Here is a 14,482-nt window from a genome sequence, read left to right as displayed (position 1 = left end):
TGACCACCGACCGCTACCACGACAGAAGGCTGCCCATCATGCTCAAGGGGCTCGACCCGCTCCTCACTCCGGAGTTGCTCTTCGCGCTCGCCCGCATGGGCCACGGGGACACGATCGCGCTCGTCGACCGGAACTTCCCCGCTCACTCCGTGAACGACCGCGTGATCCGTCTCGACGGTGCCGACGTCGTCTCAGCGGGCCGGGCCGTACTCGGGCTCCTGCCGCTCGACACGTTCGTCGCCGAACCCATCGCGCGGATGCGGGTGGTCGGAGACGCCGACAGCCGGCCGGCGGTGCAAACACAGTTCCTCGCCGTCGCCGACGAGGCGGCGGGCCGGGCCGTCGCGGTCGAAGCACTCGAGCGCCAGGCGTTCTACGAACGGGCCCGCGCCGCATTCGCCGTCGTCATCACCGGTGAAGACAGGCCGTACGGCTGCTTCGTACTCGCCAAGGGCGTCCTTCCCGAGTTCACACCGGAGTGACCCGTGACCGCCGGGGCGGCCACCCGCCCGTCGGGTGCTGAAGACCACCGACGCCCCCTGGGCCGGGCTGCCTCACGACTGGTGACGCGACCGGGGCCGGTACGTCCCTGTGCACCACGACCCGGCGCCCGGCTTCGTCCTGGCGGAGGTCCGGCAGGAGCGGTCGGCGTTAGCCGGGCCCTTGCCGAACGGGCTCTGCCGCAGAAGCACCCAGCGCCGGGGGAGAGGCCGGAGCGACCCCAGAAGTGACCCCAACCCCGGAAACGGCCCCAGGAGTGACCCCAGAAGTATCCCCGGGCGGGGCTGCGCAACGGCCCGCGGGGTGGGGCGTTGTCGCGTTGCCGCGCTCGGGGATGGCGCGGGCCCGGTCGGTGGTGGCGGGCGGGTGAGGCCGGGGATGGCGTGGCGGTCGCGGCGGTGCACGATGCGGGCCGGACCGCGCTCGGGGCCGAAGCGGACCGGCTCTTCGATCGTTCCGGTGGGGCCCGATCGGACCGGTCCGTGCGATGCCGGCCGACCCTGGCCGGCCCGGAGAGCTGCCTCTTCATCCGGCACCGCCTCACGCGTGGCGGACACCGGACCGGCCCCGCGCGGATGACCGGCCGGGTCCCAGCGGCGCGGCCGAACCCGGCCGGTGCGGCGGTGTCGCCGTGGTCCCTTGGACATGGCCGCTCTTCCGACCGACGGTTCCCGGTCGCGACCGCCCGGTCCTCGGCGCAGCGCCGGGGGACAAGCACACCGCGGTTTCTGGCCGATTAGGGGGCCGGGCGCGCGAAAACTGGCCGGAAACGCGTTCTTGCGCGGGTGCGGTCGCTCACCGGTAACTTCCGGCGTCCTCTGCAACCCCCCACTCCCGTCCCCCAACGGGGGATGCCTTACATGAGGAGCCACATGAAACCGCTGGATCTGGAACGGGTGCGTCCCGTGGTCATCGGTTTATTCAGGATGGTCGTCGGGATGCTGTTCGCCTGCCACGGAGTGGCGACGCTGTTCGGTGTGCTCGGCGGGCCGGAAGGCGGCGGCCCCGGCCCTGCCGCGTTCGCGTGGCCGGGCTGGTGGGCCTCCGCCATCGAACTGGTCGGCGGCATCCTGGTGGTGCTCGGCCTCGGCACCAGGCTTGCCGCGCTGGCGTGCTCCGGCTCGATGGCGTACGCGTACTTCGACGTGCACCAGCGCAACGCTCTGCTGCCCATCCAGAACCACGGCGAGCCCGCGGCCATGTTCTGCTGGGCTTTCCTGCTCATCGCCGTCCTCGGCGCTGGCGCCTTCTCGCTGGAGGGCCTGCTCGGCCGCTTCACCTCCGGCACCCGTCCGATAACCGGCCTGCCGCAGGAGAAGGGCGCCGGTGAGCCGGTACCCGTGAGCGCCGACAACTGATCAGCTGAACTCGATCATATGACGGGAAATACGCCAGGGGGCGGGGCGGGACCTTTGCCCATCCCGTCCCCTGGCGCCGCGTTCGGCAGCGCGGGCGGCCCATCCGGCCGACCGCGTGCGGTGCCCAACCCACCTCGCCGGCCACGTCCTTGTTCGATGCCCGCCGGAGATCAGCAGGGGCCGACCCCTCAGCAGACTTGATACTCCACGTAGCCGTCCCCGTTGTCGTCGTAGCCCTGAATCTGGAGATCGTCGGCGGAGAACCAGCCCATGGCGTTGATTCCGTTCACGCGGCCGTACCACCACTCGTTTCCGACCGTGTTGTCGTAGTAGCACCAGAGCCAGAACACGACGTGATCCACCGACAAGGCGTTGGTGCAGTCACCGTATGGACCCAGTTTCAGATTGCGGTTCGCATTCATCAGGGCCTTCCCCTCCCCATTGGCGGTGGGGGACCACGATCCCTTGCAGTTCGTGGCGCTTGCCGTGGGCGCGATTGCCAACGTCGTTCCCCCGGCGACCATCAGCAAGCCGACGATCGTTGCCAGTGCACGCTTACGGACCCTCATGTCTCGTCTCCCTCTGATCGGTTCGTTTTCGTTCCCATGCGGTCGGTTCGCCTTCTGATGCGGCTCGCTACGGAAGCGGCCCGGGCCGCGGGCGGCGTAGCCCTGACGGGGGGACCGGGCGCCCGCCCCGCTGGGCGTCGGCGGTCAGCAGGCGTGTACGGGGTTCGTCTCGCTGGAGATGTTCCGGTCGTCGGCGTAGCCCCAGGCCTCGTTGCTGTTGTCGCCCAGAGTCCAGAGCCAGCGGTTGGGGTGGGGACTGCCTTCTCCGTTGGAGGGCCCGTAGTCGATGCGGCACGCGAACCACGACGTCGTGGTGGTGAGGTGGCCGACGACCGCCGTGAACTCGCTGTTCCACAGCGGCGTGTTCGCCTTGTTGTTGCAGTAGTACGCCTCGTATCCGCTGTTCCTGAAACCGGCGTCCCAGCAGCCCGACGCGGCGTGGGCCGGCGAGGTGAACAGGCCGAGGGACACCGGTAGGGCGAGAGCGGTGACGGCGATCGCCGCGCGCGAGCGCCTGAGGCCGAGCAGTGACATGTGGGTCTCCGCTGGTAGTAGGGATGCCCGCGGACAACGGCCGGCCGACCGCCTGGGGTCGGGCGCAGCCTTCGCCAGGACACGCCGGCCGGCCGTCACCTCCGCGTCCGAGGGACGCGGCAACTGCCGGAGGTTCCGCGAGCACCGGTCACTCTGGTTGCCGGTGAACAAGTCGGACAAGAGACTTTCCCGGTGCGGAAAATCCCCGCCGCCCGCCGCCGAAGAGAGCCGAAGAGACCGGCCGGCACACCCGGTCCCGCGGACCAGAAGACCGCCGCCCGCGAGGCCCAAGCCGCCCTCGATCGAGATGGGTTGGCGTTCCCCAGGGCGGGGCCGGCGGCGGACGACCCGTGTTCGGTGGGGGCACCTCACCCGAACGGACCCGGCGACTACCTTCGTTGCGACAGGTCGCCCTGACGGCCTGCATCAGGTCGACAACCCGGCTACGGCTCGGGCGGCGCCGTGGTCGTGGTGGAACTCGGTGATGTCGAGGTCGGCCAGCTACTCGACCAGCGCCTCGGCCAGGCCGAGTTCCCGGTCGGTGACGGGGGCGGGGGAGGCGATGTCGGCAGGGTCGCGGATCTCCTGTGACCACCGCAGCGCCTGTATGACCAGGACACCGCGCCGCGGCCGCGGCACGGCCAGGCGCTCACGGGTGCGCGCCGCCGGCTTGGCCACGCCGAAGGCGCCGGCGCGTGCGAGGGCTTCGCCCAGCAGGGCGTACGGCCGTACGGCGGCCGGGCCGTCGGGGGCGGCGTCGTAGCCGCGGTCGTACAGCAGCAGATCCACATCGCCGGCGTCGACGAAGCCGACGATGTCGATGACCTTGCGGGCGGCAGCGGACAGCGGGACGCGGGGCTCGGCGAAGGCGAGTAGACGCCGAGCAAGGCCGTCGCCGCGGCCGAGGACCGCGACTGTCGACGCGCCTACCGGAGGCGGCGGCAGGTGGGCGGCGCGAGCCAACGCCAGGCCCTAGCTGGAGTATGACGACAAAGCTACTTACGCGTCGGGGTGCTCCGGCAGGGCGAGCCAGTCCGACCAGGGGATCTCGCGGCCGAGGAAGCGCGGCTGCTCGAACGGCCAGTCGGCGGCGATCCACTGCGGCACCAACTCGTCGAGGGCCTGCTCGACCTTGCTGCCCACCAGCTCGTCCACCACCCACCAGGAGATCTCGCCGTCCGCGCCGACCCTCTCCGGTGGGTCGATGTAGACGCAGCCGAGCAGAGCTGTCTCCGCCGCGTCGAGCAGCGCGTAGTTGAAGGACTGGTGTGCGGCGATCTCCTTCTCGTGCCGCAACAGGTCGGCCTGGTCGGCCTCGTAGGTCATGGTGGCCGCGGGCCAGCCCCAGGCTGGGCCGAAGATGGTCCACAGCCGCTCGCGCGAACCCATCACAGCCGGATAGTCGAGCGGGGTGTCCGCCTCCCGGATCGGCCGCAGGTGATGACCGCTGCCCGGCAGCGGTACCAGAACGGGATGGACGAAGTCATCGGGGAGCCAGCTCATAGCGCCCGACCGTAGCAGCGCGCGGCCGTCCGCTCCCCTGGATTTCCCCGTATACCGCCAGGCCCCGCTCTCAAGCCGGGCAGCGCCCGCGATCACCCGACCGAGACCCCCGATCGATCGACAGACTCCATGATCGGTATGGCAACGGCCGCTGAGGCTGCCGCTGGCCACGGGGAACCTGGAGTGACCGCGTGGCGGATCTGCCGGGACAACCGCTGGTGGAGCGTGTTCGGCACGAAGCGTGGCAGCGCCAGGAAGGCGGACCGCCCGCGCGCGACGATCGCGGATCGCCATTTCGTTCCCGTAAGTTCGTCCGGGCGCTGGACCGGCACCGGATCGTCGGCTCGACAGTGCGGGTCGGGGCGGCAGGCGACAACGCGGCCTTGGAGTCCTTCTTCAGCCTGCTGCAGAAGAACGTCCTCGCCGGCGCCGCCCGGATCGCCTGTAAGGCGGGGACGGACCGGGTGGAGCTGTGCTCGGCTCTGGAACTGGGCGGAGTGACCCCGTATCGCCGTACCGTGCGCCGCGGACCCGCAGACCCGGGGGAGGACCGACGAGAACGGGGTGTTCCTGCTCTCAACTCCCGCAGCTGACAGCATGGAAAATGGGGTGTGGCCGGCTGATCTGGGTTGATAGGTATGCGATGTGACAGAGAGTCTTGAGTATTCCGCGTTGCTGCAACTGATCGACGAGCGGTCGGCCGCGTTCCGGAGTGCGGTTGCCGCCGCGCCCAGCCTTGACGCGCCGGTGCCGTCCTGCCCCGAGTGGACGTTGTTCGATCTGGTGCAGCACCTGGGTACGGGCCAGCGCTGGTGGGCCGCGATCGTCGCCGCGGGCCCGGCCGATGCTCCGCCGGCCAAGGACGCCCCAGGGGCGCCGCGCGAGCTTGATGCGCTGCTGGCCTGGTACGCCGAGTCGAACGAGCTGCTGCTGAGTGCGCTGCGCGAGGCCGGCCCGAAGCGCGAGTGCTGGGCGTGGTGGAGCGCCGGCGTGTCACCGGCGAATGCCTGGGGCGTTGCCCGGCGCCGGGTGCACGAGGTGCTGGTGCACATCTACGACGCCCAACTCGCCGCAGGCGCCGTGCAGCCGATGCCGGCGGACGTCGCGATCGACGGCGTGGCGGAGTTTCTCGACACCTGCAACTCCACCCCGGCGGCCTGGCCGCACCAGGCCGCCACCATCCACTACCACGCCACCGAGGGCCGCTCCTGGCTCCTCACCCTGGACGGAACCGGCGCCTGGCCTGCACCCCTCACGGACGACGCCGCACCCGCGTCCGCTTCGGCCACGGGCACGGCCGAGCAGCTGCTCCTCTTCGTCTGGGGCCGCCTCACGCTGAGCGACCTGAAGATCGACGGCGACCAGCAGGTGTTCGAGCAGCTGATCGCCTGGGAGCCCGAGGAGTAGCCAGTCGATACCGCGAGTCGTGCCGCGGCGTCCACGGTGGGTTCCCTGGCCAGGGCCGAGGGGATCTTCCCGCGGGCGATGGGGCTGACACTCCTGGGCCTGGAGCAGCGCGGCCTGGTGGAGGGGCCACCCCGCCCCTGAACGCTGGCGCCGGTCGCTGGTCGGTGCTCGCCGGTCGAAGCGCGATCTCCAAGCCGCCCAACGGGGCACCCTCCAGAGGATGTTCACCTCAAGAGCCAACCAGCTTCCGGCAGGCTCGCCCGGCCCCGACACGGAAGCGCGGCTGAGAGGCCGGGCACTCAGGACACCACCAGGAGGAACCAGTGTCGTACCCGGAACCGCTCACCCCCGAGGAGAAGCTCGCCGACGCGAAGCAGCTGTTGAGCATCCCGCGTATCGTCGCGATCTGCGGCTCCACCCGCTTCATGACCGAGATGAACGAGGCCGACCTGCGGGAGACCAAAGCCGGAAAGATCGTCGTCAAACCTGGCTGTGACTTGAAGTCGCCGCACGAACTCTGGTCCGATCCTGTCGAGGCCGAGGCGCTGAAGGCTCGACTCGACGAGCTGCACCGGGCGAAGATCCGGCTCGCTGACGAGGTGCTCGTCGTCGGCGCCTACATCGGAGACAGCACCCGAGCCGAAATCGCCTACGCCCGCTCGCTGGGCAAGCCCGTGCGGTTCACGCACCCCGAAGTCGACCCTGACGCCTGACCGCCCGCCGCCACCTCGACAACCAGGGCCGCCGGCCCGCCGCCTGACCGTCTCGCGGTGGCTTCGTCCGCCGCCCGCCCCCACCCTCCGCAGGCATCCCACGGACCTGATCATCCAGGGGACCTGACCCGCCGGCGGGAGCCGCTCCTCCGGCTTGACTTCGAGCGCGCTCCAAGTCCTAGCGTCGAAAGCGTCCGTCAGCCCTCAAGGTACCGCCCGGTCCGCCGGGCAGGAGGAGTATCCGCGCATGATCACCCGAACCACGCTCGGCTCGCCCGGTCTCACCGTCAGCGCGATGGGCCTGGGGTGCATGGGGATGAGCGAGAGCTACGGCGCCGCCGACTGGGACGGCGGCCTGGCCACCATCGACCGGGCCCTGGAGCTGGGCATCACGTTCCTGGACACCGCCGACGCCTACGGCACCGGACACAACGAGGTGCTGGTGGGCCGGGCCATCCACGGCCGCCGGGACCAGGTGCAGCTCGCCACCAAGTTCGGCATCGACCGCAGCGCCGGCGACCGGGCACGCCGCATCCGCGGTGCCCGGGACTACGTGCTGCGCGCCTGCGACGCCTCGCTGCTGCGGCTGGGCGTCGAGGTGATCGACCTGTACTACGCCCACCGCCCGCCCCAGGACGTGGAGATCGAGGAGACCGTCGGGGCGATGGCCGAGCTGGTCGAGGCGGGCAAGGTCCGCCATCTGGGCCTGTCCGAGGTCGACGGCGAGCTGCTGCGCCGGGCGCACGCGGTGCACCCGATCACCGCGGTGCAGAGCGAGTACTCGCTGTGGACCCGCGACGTCGAGGCGGTCACCCCGGTGATGGCCGAGCTGGGGGTCGGGCTGGTGCCGTACTCGCCGCTGGGGCGGGGGTTCCTCACCGGCGCCCTGGACCGCTCCGCGCTGGGCGAGAAGGACTTCAGGCGCACCAACCCCCGCTTCGCCGGCGAGGCGGGCGAGGCCAACGAGAAGATCGCGCAGACCGTGCGCGAGGTGGCCGACCGGCTGGGTGCCACACCCGCCCAGGTGGCGCTGGCGTGGGTGCAGGCCCAGGCCGAGCGGCTCGGGGTGGCGGTGGCGACCATTCCGGGCACCCGCAGCCCGGCCCGGCTGGAGCAGAACGCGGCCGCGCTGGAGCTCACCCTGGACGCCGAGGCGCTGGCCGCGCTGGACCCGCTGAGCGACCAGGTGACGGGCGAGCGCTACACCCCCGCGCACACCGCTGAGGTCGCTCGGGGCTAGCCGGTGGGCTCGACGCGCACGACGTCCGGCTCGACGACGTCGTGGACGTCGCGCCACCGGTGACCTCACCGGTCACGACCAGCCGGGGTCGGGCAGGCGGGGTCGGGCAGGCGTTGCCCGTCGTGCTCGACAGCCAGGATCGCGCCCCGGTTGCCGGAGCCCGGGGCGATCCCGCCGTAGGAGACCAGCGCCCGGTACCCGTCCGCGCCCAAGGGCCTTCCCGTTACACCGCCCCGAACTCTCCCGGCGACCTGACAGCCATCACCGCACGTCACTCCAAGCGGAGATCAATACGGGCTGGGCTTGAAAACAGGTTCCCACCTGTTCCTCAAAGTCCCGGAGACCCCGTAGGTTTGCCCGTTGTCACCGGGACGGGACTGTGAGCGTTGTAGCCAGTCGAACGCCGGCGCGGGTCGAGACGGCAGGGGACTGTCGGTGGCTGGTGACAAGATCAACGGCATGGTTTTCATACGTACTACTCCGCCACGGCCTGTGGATGTGAGCGCGGTCTTTCCTGAACTGGCTTCTCTGGCGCGGCCTGCGGTGCGGCTGCATCCGCGCCCGGGATCGCCTTCGGTCAGGGACAGCTCGGTCGGCGGGCCGTTGCTGTGGCCGGCCGAGGAGCCATGGCCTCACTGCGAGGACGCGCATCTGCACGTGGACACGGGATTCCGCAAGTCGCCGACCGAAGTGCGGCTCCAAAGACGCCTGCGACACCGGTGGCGCCCTGACGGCCCCGCTGCCACGCTGACGCCCGAGGAGGAGGCACTCAAAGAGCGCAATGCCGCGTGGCTCGCGGAACGCGCCGAGGCCGGACCTCCCGGGCCCGCCGAATGCCCGGTCCCGATGCTGCCGGTGGCTCAGCTCTTCCTGCGTGACATACCGCTGTTGCAGCCGCCCGGGCAGGCTGATCTGCTCCAGATTCTCTGGTGCCCGTACGAGCACGAACCGGACAACAAACCCTCGACCGCACTGTTCTGGCGATCGGCCGCAGAGGTCGGCGACATACTCGCCACACCACCGGAACCGTACGAGGCGGACTTTCCGGGGTACGTGCCGGAGCCATGCGTACTGGCACCGGAAAAGATCACCGAGTACCCCAACAGCCTGGACCTGAGCCCGGAGCTGCAGCTCATCCTGGATGACTGGAACAGGTGGCAGCCGGCCGACATCGACAGCTCCTACGCCGACGATCCGCGCGAGTTCTATTCCACCCACCTGGGCAACGCACCCGGCTGGAAGGTCGGCGGCTGGCCCCCGTGGGGCCGCACCGACCCGTACCGTTGCTACTGCGCTGTGTGCGAGGCGCAGATGGTCCCACTGCTGACGATCGCCTCCTGGGAGTGGGACGGCGACCAAGGCCCCAGCTGGGCGCCGCAGGAAGACCGGGCCGCCGCGGCTGCCTCTCACTACGCGGGCCAGGACCCCGCGCAGCCGACAGAGGTGGAAGTGGGCAGCGCGGACAACATGCAGATCTACGTCTGCCCGGCATCCCCCGAGCATCCGCACACTGACCTGATCCAGTGAACGGTCGGTCGGTCACACGCCCCTCCGTGGCCGGCCGACAGGGGCCGGTACGCGTTCTCCAGCTGAGCGATGCCCGCCGGAGAAGGCGTCCTGCCCGGCCCGGCTCGCGCTCACTGTGGACGTCTCGCCGTGGCCGCGTTCGGATGCTGCCTGCTCGCCGGAGCGGCTGTTCTGCCTCGTTCACGGCCGCAACGGCCGCTCATCGGAGCATGCGGTGCCGGGCCGGCCGTACTCGTTCGTCGCCGCGCTTCCCCCGGACCGCACCTCGTGGACGCAGGTTTTGGACGTCGTCCGGCTGGGGCCCGCCGGCGACGCCGCGGCGGTCACGGCCGACCGACTGCGGGCCGTGGTCAAGCGCCTGGTCACGGCTGCCGGCGGCCGTGCGGGGACCCCGAACATTCGGCATGGTCGGCACGTCGACCAGAGACAGCTCAGGCGCGCTGCCAGGCGCGGTCGGCGAGCAGGCGCAGGCCGTTGAGGCCGACGATGACGGTGGAGCCCTCGTGGCCGGCGACACCCAGCGGGAGCGGCAGGTGGCCGGCCAGGTCCCAGGCGACCAGGCCGGTGATGAACGCTGCGGCGATGACCAGGTTCTGCACGACCAGGCGGCGGGCGGCGCGTGACAGGCCCACGACGGTGGGGATGGTGCCCAGTTCGTCGCGGACGACGACGGCGTCGGCGGTCTCCAGGGCCAGGTCCGATCCGGCGCGTCCCATCGCGATGCCGGTGTGGGCGGTGGCGAGCGCCGGGGCGTCGTTGACACCGTCCCCGACCACCAGCACCTTCCGCCCTGCGTCGTGCAGTTCCCGAACGGCGCTGACCTTGTCCTGCGGCAGCAGTCCGGCGCGGACGTCGGTGATGCCGACGTCGGCGGCCAGGCGGGCGGCGGCGCGCGGGTTGTCGCCGGTGACCAGGATCGGGCTGCTCCCGGTCAGTGCGGTCAGCGCGGTGACGGTGGCGGCGGCCTCGGGGCGGAGCGTGTCGGCGATGCCCAGCACTCCGGCCGGGATGCCGTCGACGAACACCAGGACCGCGGTTCGGCCCTCGCTCTCCAACTCGGCGGCGGCTACCGCTGCGGGCTTGTTCTCCGCGGTGTCGAGCAGGCGGGCGGGACTGCCCACCGAAACCGTGCGGCCTTCGACGGTGGCGGTGACGCCGGTTCCGGGGGTGGAGGTGAAGCCGATGGCTACGGGGATGTCCAGGCCGCGGGTGCGGGTGGCGTCCACGACGGCGCGGGCCAGCGGGTGCTCGCTGGGGTGCTCCGCCGCTGCCGCCAGGCGCAGCACCGTGTCGCCGTCCAGGTCCGAACCGGGAAGTGGGCGGACCTCGGTGACGCGGGGGGCGCCTTCGGTCAGGGTGCCGGTCTTGTCCAGCGCAACGGCGTCGATCTGCCCGAGCTGCTCCATGACGACGGCGGACTTCACCAGCACGCCGTGGCGTCCGGCGTTGGCGATCGCGGACAGCAGCGGCGGCATCGTGGCCAGGACCACCGCGCACGGCGAGGCGACGATCATGAACGTCATCGCGCGCAGCAGTGTCGGCTGCAACGCGGCGCCCAGGGCCAGCGGCAGGGCGAACAGTGCGATGGTGGCGGCGACCATGCCCAGGCTGTAGCGCTGCTCGACCTTCTCGATGAACAACTGCGTGGGCGCCTTGGTCTCGGAGGCTTCCTCGACCATCTTCACGATCCGGGCGATCACCGAGTCCGACGGGTCACGTTCGACCTTGACGCGCAGCGCACCGGTGCCGTTCAGGGTGCCGGCGAAGACTTCGTCCCCGTACCTCTTGGCCACGGGCAGCGGTTCGCCGGTGATGGTGGCCTGGTCCACCTCGCTCGCTCCCTCCAGGACCCGGCCGTCGGCGCCGACTCGCTCCCCGGGCCGCACCAGGATGGTGTCGCCGACCGTGAGTCGGTCGGCGGCCACCGTCTCCTCATCTTCCCCATCGCTGATCCGCGTCGCGGTCGCCGGCGCGAGATCGAGCAGGCCGCGCACCGAGTCCGCCGTACGGGCGGTCGCCAGCGCCTCCAGCGCCCCGGAGGTGGCGAAGATGACGATCAGCAACGCCCCGTCCAGCACCTGGCCGATCGCCGCGGCGCCGATCGCGGCCACCACCATCAGCAGATCCACGTCCAGCGTCCGCTCCCGCAGCGCCTTCAGCCCGGCCCAGCCAGGTTCCCAGCCGCCGGAGACATAGGCGGCGGCGAACAGCGGACCCCACGACCACACCGAGGCACCCAGCAGGTTCAGCGGCAGAGCACCCAGGAACAGCACCAGCGCCGCCAGCGCCCAGCGGGCCTCCGGCAGCGCCAGCACCCGGGTACGCCGCCGCGGCGGCATACCGGCGGAGGTAGCCGGCGCGGGCTTGGTCACGGTGGTGGACATGGCGAGGCAAGCCCTTCTCAGGAGAGTTGTCCGACGCCTTCACCGTACAGGAAAACATGAACAGTCATTCATTCGTTCATTTCCGTAGAATGGTTCCCATGGGCCACGGAGCGAACACCCCGACCGACAGCGCTGTGCCGCAGGCCGCGCTCACCGCGCAGAACGCACCGAAAGTCGCCGCCACCCTCCAGGCCCTGGCTACGCCGTCGCGGCTGCTGATCCTTGCCCGCCTGCGCGAGGGCCCCCTGCCCGCCACCGAACTGGCGGCGGCGGTCGACATGGAGCAGTCCGCGTGCTCCCACCAGCTCCGGCTGCTGCGCAACCTCGGCCTGGTCACCGGCACCCGCCAGGGCCGCTCCATCGTCTACGCCCTCTACGACAACCACGTCGCCGAACTCCTCGACCAGGCCCTCTACCACGTCGAACACCTCCGCCTGGGCGTTAACGACACCCCCGCGCTCGCCGATGAACCGCGAACCACACCGGCACCCACAGCGAGCTGACCCGGATCGGCCACCTCAACGGTTGTGGGAGACCGGGTGGGCGGACGCTGTCGTGAGGGCGTTATCTCATGGTGAGTGACGCTGTCTCAGATTCGAGAGTTCTCACCAGTCGCCGCAATGACCTGAGCCCGAAGCCCCTGCACAGGGATTCCCTGCCCGGCTGCAATTCGAGTCTCCGCACCGCCGCATCGGATGCCTCGATCTGATGCGGAAGCGGTTCCATGTCCACCACCACTGCCCTGAGCCGCCCCATCCCGGGCGAAGCGGAAACCCCGCACATGCACCGGGTGTAGAACCTGGGTCCAGAGGCTAGCGCACATCAATATTTGACGCACGCACGCCCCACCACCCAACCGGAGGCTCTCACCACCGCGCCCTGAGCCACCACCGCGTGGTGACGGCGGCGCAACTGCCCCTACTGGCATGGTTATGCTCCGGTCGCAGCGACTCCGGTAGCGGCATCCCGTCGCCGCCGGAACCGACAGAAGAGGACCAGGCCGCCCCGGGAGACCGGGGACGGATGAGCCCCGGGCGACTCGAGCGGAAACGGAGCCTGACAGTGGGCGATGGCGCTACGGAATTCACGCGCGTGCCAGGAAAACGGCCGGTGGTCGGCCACCTCCTGCGGCTACGGCGGGACCCGCTGGGATTCTTGGAGTCGCTGCCGGCATACGGGGATCTGGCGCGGGTGCGGCTCGGGCCGTGGCGGGCGTTCGTGGCCTGTCACCCGGACGTGGCTCACGAGGTGTTGACCGACTTCCGGCGGTTCGATCGCACCGGCCCTGTCTACGACAAAGTGCGCCAGGCCATGGGCGCGGGCCTCGCCACCGCTGGATACCACGACCACCGCCGGCAGCGACTGGTGATGCAACCCGCCTTCCGGCACGAACACTTGAGCGGCTATGTCGAGGTGATGCGCGAGCAGGTGACGGCGGCCACCGCCGACTGGCAGGACGGCCAGGAACTCGATCTCACCGAAGCCATGTTCGAACTGACCACTGGCGTGGCACTCACCGCCCTGTTCTCGTCCAGGCTGGGCGGACAGGAGACACGGGAGCTGCGGAGCGCCCTCGACGTCTTCCTCGGCGGCCTCACCTCCCGGGCGGCACTGCCCGGCATCGGCCGACTGCCCACGCCGGGCAACCGCCGCTACGCACGGGCCCTCGACCACTGGCAGACCCAAGTCCGTCGGCTCATCGAGGGCTACAGCGAGTTCGGTACCGGGCAGGACGACCTGATGTCGCGATTGCTGGCTGCTCGCGACGAGGAAGGTCACGCGCTGTCGTACCAGGAGCTCTCCGACCAGGTTGCCGTGCTGCTGCTGGCCGGCGGAGAGACGACGTCATCGGCCGTGGTGTGGGCCGTCCACCTACTGTCGGGCCGGCCGGACGTCCTCGCCGCGGTGCGGGCGGAGGTGGACGCGGTGCTCGGCGGGCGGGCGGCAGGCGCCGCGGATCTGCCGCAGTTGGAGCTGACCGGCCGAGTCGTGAAAGAGACCCTGCGGCTATACCCGCCGGGCTGGCTGACGCTGCGGACCGCCACACACGACACCACGCTGGGCGGCCACCGGCTCGAAGCGGGCAGTATGGTGCTGATCAGCCCCTATCTCCTGCACCGCCGGGAGGACTTTTACCACGATGCCGCCCGCTTCGAGCCGGACCGCTGGCTCGCGAGCCCGCCGGCCACGCGCGGCTCGTACCTGCCTTTCGGCGCGGGCGCCACCAAATGCATCGGGGAAGAGTTCGGAGAGGCTGAAGCGACCGTGATCCTGGCATCCCTGCTGGGCCGGTGGGAGCTGACACCGATCGGCGGCCCCGTCACGTGCTCAGCCCGGCTTGTCCTCTCCCCGGCATCATTTCGAGTGTGGCTCAGTGCACGATCCACTACCAGTTGAGGGGTACAGCCCGCCCTCGCGGATACGCCCGCTCCCGTTCCGGAGGAAGCGCTGGCACCGAAGGAAATCAAGGCGCCCACCCGCCCGTTGCCCACCCCACACCGTGCGAGGTCCGACTGCGGCCGCAACTACTAGGGAGTGCACCGCCAGGCCCAAGCGGAGCGCGGGCCTACAGTCCGTCACCGGCCCTGCGGAGCAGGACCGGTGACGGACCATCAATCCTGAAGCGAAGCGGAGGGATTGACAGTCCGGCGGAGCCGGACAGACCGCGCGAAGCGCGGTCACGCTGAGCGAAGCGAGGCGTCAACCACCGCGCGTAGCGCAGTGGTTCGTTTGCACAGCGCGCAGC

The 14,482-nt window shown here is 70.6% G+C and carries 15 protein-coding genes and 2 pseudogenes; 11 read left to right on the top strand and 6 right to left on the bottom strand.

Annotated elements, in window-relative coordinates:
• Positions 1–38 precede the first annotated feature (38 nt).
• The gene (locus AB0399_RS34445; RefSeq protein ID WP_328459378.1) at positions 39–482 is read left to right on the top strand and encodes an RbsD/FucU domain-containing protein; all 444 of its coding nucleotides are present in this window, start codon (positions 39–41) and stop codon (positions 480–482) included.
• An 891-nt stretch (positions 483–1,373) separates the two neighbouring features.
• A complete protein-coding gene (locus tag AB0399_RS34440) occupies positions 1,374–1,859 on the top strand; it encodes a DoxX family protein (RefSeq protein WP_366413955.1) in 486 nt (161 codons plus the stop codon).
• 188 nt (positions 1,860–2,047) lie between these two features.
• Here the strand turns inward: AB0399_RS34440 and AB0399_RS34435 are convergent, their stop codons facing one another.
• The 4 genes from AB0399_RS34435 to AB0399_RS34420 form a co-directional block, all read right to left on the bottom strand.
• On the bottom strand, positions 2,048–2,428 hold the full coding sequence (locus AB0399_RS34435; RefSeq protein WP_329373562.1) for a hypothetical protein: 381 nt from the start codon (positions 2,426–2,428) through the stop codon (positions 2,048–2,050).
• Positions 2,429–2,572: 144 nt separating this feature from the next.
• A complete protein-coding gene (locus tag AB0399_RS34430) occupies positions 2,573–2,962 on the bottom strand; it encodes a hypothetical protein (RefSeq protein ID WP_329373564.1) in 390 nt (129 codons plus the stop codon).
• Positions 2,963–3,463: 501 nt separating this feature from the next.
• On the bottom strand, positions 3,464–3,925 hold the full coding sequence (locus AB0399_RS34425; RefSeq protein WP_366413954.1) for a Ku protein: 462 nt from the start codon (positions 3,923–3,925) through the stop codon (positions 3,464–3,466).
• A gap of 36 nt (positions 3,926–3,961) precedes the next feature.
• A complete protein-coding gene (locus tag AB0399_RS34420; protein ID WP_329373568.1) occupies positions 3,962–4,465 on the bottom strand; it encodes an N-acetyltransferase in 504 nt (167 codons plus the stop codon).
• A 278-nt stretch (positions 4,466–4,743) separates the two neighbouring features.
• Here AB0399_RS34420 and AB0399_RS34415 point away from each other — a divergent pair.
• The 5 genes and pseudogenes from AB0399_RS34415 to AB0399_RS34395 form a co-directional block, all read left to right on the top strand.
• Positions 4,744–4,887, top strand: a pseudogene (locus AB0399_RS34415) (IS3 family transposase); the annotation flags it as partial.
• Complete coding sequence (locus AB0399_RS34410; RefSeq protein WP_366413966.1) at positions 4,867–5,058, top strand: copper homeostasis protein CutC; 192 nt, start codon at positions 4,867–4,869, stop codon at positions 5,056–5,058. The pseudogene AB0399_RS34415 and the gene AB0399_RS34410, both read left to right, overlap by 21 nt.
• A gap of 52 nt (positions 5,059–5,110) precedes the next feature.
• Positions 5,111–5,872, top strand: coding sequence for a maleylpyruvate isomerase family mycothiol-dependent enzyme (locus AB0399_RS34405; RefSeq protein ID WP_366413953.1), 762 nt, complete (start codon positions 5,111–5,113; stop codon positions 5,870–5,872).
• Between the two features lie 323 nt (positions 5,873–6,195).
• On the top strand, positions 6,196–6,585 hold the full coding sequence (locus tag AB0399_RS34400; protein WP_329373572.1) for a hypothetical protein: 390 nt from the start codon (positions 6,196–6,198) through the stop codon (positions 6,583–6,585).
• 247 nt (positions 6,586–6,832) lie between these two features.
• Positions 6,833–7,825: an aldo/keto reductase gene (locus AB0399_RS34395; protein ID WP_366413952.1), complete on the top strand. Its 993-nt coding sequence runs from the start codon at positions 6,833–6,835 to the stop codon at positions 7,823–7,825.
• Between the two features lie 65 nt (positions 7,826–7,890).
• On the opposite strand, the gene AB0399_RS34390 is transcribed toward AB0399_RS34395, so the two are convergent.
• The gene (locus AB0399_RS34390) at positions 7,891–8,037 is read right to left on the bottom strand and encodes a hypothetical protein (protein WP_366413951.1); all 147 of its coding nucleotides are present in this window, start codon (positions 8,035–8,037) and stop codon (positions 7,891–7,893) included.
• Between the two features lie 247 nt (positions 8,038–8,284).
• Between AB0399_RS34390 and AB0399_RS34385 the strand changes: the two genes are divergently transcribed.
• Both AB0399_RS34385 and AB0399_RS34380 read left to right on the top strand, forming a co-directional pair.
• On the top strand, positions 8,285–9,352 hold the full coding sequence (locus tag AB0399_RS34385; RefSeq protein WP_366413965.1) for a hypothetical protein: 1,068 nt from the start codon (positions 8,285–8,287) through the stop codon (positions 9,350–9,352).
• A gap of 100 nt (positions 9,353–9,452) precedes the next feature.
• Positions 9,453–9,722, top strand: a pseudogene (locus tag AB0399_RS34380) (transposase); the annotation flags it as partial.
• 61 nt (positions 9,723–9,783) lie between these two features.
• Here the strand turns inward: AB0399_RS34380 and AB0399_RS34375 are convergent.
• Positions 9,784–11,736, bottom strand: coding sequence for a heavy metal translocating P-type ATPase (locus AB0399_RS34375; protein ID WP_366413950.1), 1,953 nt, complete (start codon positions 11,734–11,736; stop codon positions 9,784–9,786).
• Between the two features lie 98 nt (positions 11,737–11,834).
• Here AB0399_RS34375 and AB0399_RS34370 point away from each other — a divergent pair, with 98 nt between their 5' ends.
• Together AB0399_RS34370 and AB0399_RS34365 are read left to right on the top strand one after the other, a co-directional pair.
• Positions 11,835–12,239 (top strand): metalloregulator ArsR/SmtB family transcription factor, encoded by a 405-nt coding sequence (locus AB0399_RS34370; RefSeq protein ID WP_329373579.1) that lies wholly within the window; start codon positions 11,835–11,837, stop codon positions 12,237–12,239.
• Positions 12,240–12,798: 559 nt separating this feature from the next.
• Complete coding sequence (locus tag AB0399_RS34365; RefSeq protein ID WP_366413949.1) at positions 12,799–14,133, top strand: cytochrome P450; 1,335 nt, start codon at positions 12,799–12,801, stop codon at positions 14,131–14,133.
• The last annotated feature ends 349 nt before the right edge of the window (positions 14,134–14,482 follow it).

Source organism: Streptomyces sp. NPDC088194 (genome assembly GCF_040702025.1).
Taxonomy (GTDB): Bacteria; Actinomycetota; Actinomycetes; order Streptomycetales; family Streptomycetaceae; genus Actinacidiphila.
Note: the sequence above shows the minus strand (reverse complement) of the source record. Positions and strands in the feature narration are given on the sequence as shown.

Coding starts and splice junctions, on each gene's coding strand:
- AB0399_RS34375 (WP_366413950.1), bottom strand. CDS start 11,736: ATGTCCACCACCGTGACCAAGCCCGCGCCGGCTACCTCCGCCGGTATG.
- AB0399_RS34445 (WP_328459378.1), top strand. CDS start 39: ATGCTCAAGGGGCTCGACCCGCTCCTCACTCCGGAGTTGCTCTTCGCG.
- AB0399_RS34370 (WP_329373579.1), top strand. CDS start 11,835: ATGGGCCACGGAGCGAACACCCCGACCGACAGCGCTGTGCCGCAGGCC.
- AB0399_RS34420 (WP_329373568.1), bottom strand. CDS start 4,465: ATGAGCTGGCTCCCCGATGACTTCGTCCATCCCGTTCTGGTACCGCTG.
- AB0399_RS34440 (WP_366413955.1), top strand. CDS start 1,374: ATGAAACCGCTGGATCTGGAACGGGTGCGTCCCGTGGTCATCGGTTTA.
- AB0399_RS34435 (WP_329373562.1), bottom strand. CDS start 2,428: ATGAGGGTCCGTAAGCGTGCACTGGCAACGATCGTCGGCTTGCTGATG.
- AB0399_RS34385 (WP_366413965.1), top strand. CDS start 8,285: ATGGTTTTCATACGTACTACTCCGCCACGGCCTGTGGATGTGAGCGCG.
- AB0399_RS34430 (WP_329373564.1), bottom strand. CDS start 2,962: ATGTCACTGCTCGGCCTCAGGCGCTCGCGCGCGGCGATCGCCGTCACC.
- AB0399_RS34395 (WP_366413952.1), top strand. CDS start 6,833: ATGATCACCCGAACCACGCTCGGCTCGCCCGGTCTCACCGTCAGCGCG.